Annotated in this window: 2 protein-coding genes; one reads left to right on the top strand and one right to left on the bottom strand. The window is 65.5% G+C overall.

From position 1 onward, the window contains the following. Nucleotides 1-206: 206 nt before the first annotated feature. Nucleotides 207-1,100 carry a D-alanyl-D-alanine carboxypeptidase family protein gene (locus NKH03_RS34490; RefSeq protein WP_352973290.1) on the bottom strand — a complete coding sequence of 298 codons (894 nt, stop codon included), beginning with the start codon at nt 1,098-1,100 and terminating at the stop codon, nt 207-209. Nucleotides 1,101-1,362: 262 nt separating this feature from the next. On the opposite strand from NKH03_RS34490, the gene NKH03_RS34495 reads away from it, so the two are divergent. Beyond that, nucleotides 1,363-3,177, top strand: coding sequence for a methyl-accepting chemotaxis protein (locus NKH03_RS34495; protein WP_352973291.1), 1,815 nt, complete (start codon nt 1,363-1,365; stop codon nt 3,175-3,177). The last annotated feature ends 149 nt before the right edge of the window (nt 3,178-3,326 follow it).

The raw sequence follows: 3,326 nt of genomic DNA on the forward strand, positions 1-3,326 counted from the left end.
GCGATTGAAACGAAAAGTGGCGGCGTGGGACGACGAATTCCTCGTAAGCGTCATCTCACGATAATTAACTCACCCGATTCCCCTGACGGAGAGAGGATGCCGGCAGGCAGGTGAGGGGCGGCATCAACGCCCGAAAGGGAGATGGTTCGAAACCTGAAGCGATGCCCTGGCAGCCGGGGCTAGCCAGGTGCAAATCGCGCTGCCGATCACTGCTGCTCGGCGAACATCAGCCTGGTCTTGGTGTCGGCCGTGGTCGGCGACAAACTCCGCTGGATCAGCGCTTCGACATGGTCGTTGCGCTGGCGGGCGCTGTCGGCGCCCATCACCACCACGATCAGGTTGCGGCCGTCGGCATTGTAGGAGGTGACGATGTTGAAGCCCGAGGCCCTGATGTAGCCGGTCTTGATGCCGTCGACGCCGCGCACGCGGCCGAGCATGTCGTTGTGGCCACGCACCAGCCTGCCGCGGAACATGAAGTCGCTTTCGGAGAAATAGTGGAACTGCTGGGGAAACCGCCGATGCAGCGCCATGCCGAGCACGGCCATGTCGCGCGCGGTCGTCATCTGGCCACCGTCGGGCAGGCCGGACGCGTTGCGGAACAAGGTGCTGGTCATGCCGAGCTGGCGCGCCTTGGACGTCATCATGGCGGCGAATTGATCCTCCGAGCCGCCGAGATATTCGCCGACGGCGACCGCCACGTCGTTGGCCGATTTGACGACGATGGCGCGGATCGCGGAATCGACGTCGATGCTCTCGCCGCGTCGGAAGCGCAGCTTGGTCGGCGGTTGCGAGGCGGCATGGTCCGAAACCGGGATCTGCGTTTCCTTGGTGAGGCGGCCGGCGTCCAGCGCCTCGAACAGCAGGTAGAGCGTCATCATCTTGGTCAGCGAGGCCGGATAGCGCTGCGCCGTCGAATTGACCTCGAACAGCTGCTTGCCGGTCCCGGCGTCGACGACGATGGCGGCGTATTTCTGCGGCGGCGCCGGTACCGCCAACACGGCGTCCGGCGGCGTCACGGTCGTGCAGCCGGCAAGCAGCAGCAACAGGCCAAGGACCGCAAAAACTCTCTGGATGAGCGGAAGGGGACGCAGGTGGGACAAGGGCAAGTCTGTTCGGGTCAAGCTGTTGCTGAGATAAGGCGAAGCTAACGTAACGCGTCAGCTGCGTCCATTTGGTTAATGGCTGACAGTCCCAGGATTGTCGAGGCCTTGCAGGACTTGGTTCCTCTCCCCGGCCTTTGGCGAGGGGCGAGGAACCCGAGCCTTTCATCCGCCCCGAAATGCCCGTTTCCCGTGTCTTTCCTTGCCAAGACCGCGTTTCCTGTGGGAAGGGACGTGGTATCTGGCGGCTGGGGGGCTTGGCATGATTGACATCGGGGCTGGGGGCGCAGCACCCTCGCTTATCAGGGCATCGCTCAGCCGCACCGGCAAATGGGCCGGCGGCGTCGCCTTTATCGGAGGTGCGGCTTCCGACATCCTCAATCCGCTGGCGCCGTTCGCCGCCTATATCGCGCTGGTCGCCTCGATCGCCGCAGCCATCATCGCCATTGCCATCGTGCTCAGGCTGGTGCTGGCGGCCAAGGCGCTGCCGGCCCTGATCTTCGCCACCAGTGCTGCCGCCGTCGCCGGCGGCGTCTATGGCCTGCAGCAGCAGACCAACGCACAGAACGGGGTGATCGCCAGCCTGGTGCCGGCCATCGCCGGACTGCAGCAGTCGATGGGCATCGTGTCGGCCAAGGTGGCCAAGATCGAGCAGACGGTCACGCAGACGCAGAAGACGGTCGAAGCGGTCAAGCAGTCGACCGACACGGTGGTGAAGAAGACCGACGAGATCGCCAACGCCCAGCAGCAGCAGACGCAGCAGACCGCACTGGTGCAGAAGACCACCGACGAGGTGAAGAAGCAGACCGAGACGCTGGCCGCCGGCCAGGCGCGGCAGCAGGCCCAGACCGAGAAGCTGCAGGCGACGACGCAGCAGATCGCCGCCTCGATCGACACCATCGCCAAGGGCTTTGCCGCCTTGGCCGCGCAAGGCGGGGCGATCGCCGAACCGACGCGGCCGGACGAGTTCTACCACAATGCCCGCGTCTACGAGCTCTCCGGCGACATGCTGAACGCGCGGCACTCCTACCTCGCCTTTGCCGGTTTCGATGTCGACGCCATCGACCCCTACACGCGCTTTGCCACGCTGCTTCGGGTGCAGGACGGCAAGGCCGGCGCCCGCGAAGTGTTCGGCGCGCTGGCCGACAAGGGCAAGGCGCTGTCGATCAAGCTGGTGCATATCCAGCAGTTCGACGACGCCCAGCGCCCCGACAAGCTCAACGCCTTCATCGCGGCCCATGCGGATTTCGCGCCGGCCTATTTCCTGCTGGCGCAGGAGTTTTCGGAGGACCGGCTGGGCGCCCAGACGCTGGCCGACAAGCGCAACGAGGCCAAGGCGCTGACCAAATTCGTATCCTACGAGAAGGATGGCGGGCTGCTCAAATATTTCGTCGACCAGACGCAGCTCGCCGACTGGCTGGATCGCAGCCGCAGCCGGCTGGCAGCACTTGGCGATGTGCTCGATCCCGCCCGCTTCGTGCCTTCGCTGACGCCGATGCGCTCGAACCAGGGCTGGTCGATGACCATCTCGCTGCCGGAGCCGGCGACCGCCATCTCCTGGCGCATGGGCGGCAGCGGTCCGTTCACCGACACCGGTTTCCTGGCGATGAACGACCAGACCACCGGCAAGCCGATGCCCAATCCGAGCTTCGAGATGCCCGACAGCACCGTGGCCGGGACCATCGCGATCAAATATCTCGACATCAGGGGCCGCGAGACCGGCCCGTTCGACATCCGTTTCGACCCGGACACAGCGCTGCAGCAAGGCGACAAGCAGATCCTCGACCAGTTCTGGACGTCGTGGATCGCCTTCGACTCCGGCGGCAATCACGGCCTGGTCTATTTCACCCAGATGCTGTCCTACCGCTGCGCCATCAAGGAGGTGCATTACAGCCTGAACGGTGCCGCGCTCGACAAGTCGCTCGAGATACCGCCTTGCGACAAGAAGGACCCCTACGCCATCCCCTACGACGCCAAGGGCTATTTCAAGGTCGCCGACAGCGTGACGTCGATGTCGGTGCAGGTCACCTACACCGACGGCACCAAGTCGCCGGTGCGGGTGTACAAGCGGCGGTAGGATCTCCTTCACCCTCCCCCTTGTGGGGAGGGTCGATCCGCGAAGCGGAGCGGGGTGGGGGTGCTCGTAGGCGCGGGGGCCCCCCCGCCGCCCCCGACCCAAAGGCGAGGCCCCCGCGCGCCCCGCCCCCCCACCCCCCCGCGGGGGGG

This window comes from Mesorhizobium sp. M1406 (assembly GCF_040317555.1).
Taxonomy (GTDB): Bacteria; Pseudomonadota; Alphaproteobacteria; order Rhizobiales; family Rhizobiaceae; genus Mesorhizobium.

Coding starts and splice junctions, on each gene's coding strand:
- NKH03_RS34495 (WP_352973291.1), top strand. CDS start 1,363: ATGATTGACATCGGGGCTGGGGGCGCAGCACCCTCGCTTATCAGGGCA.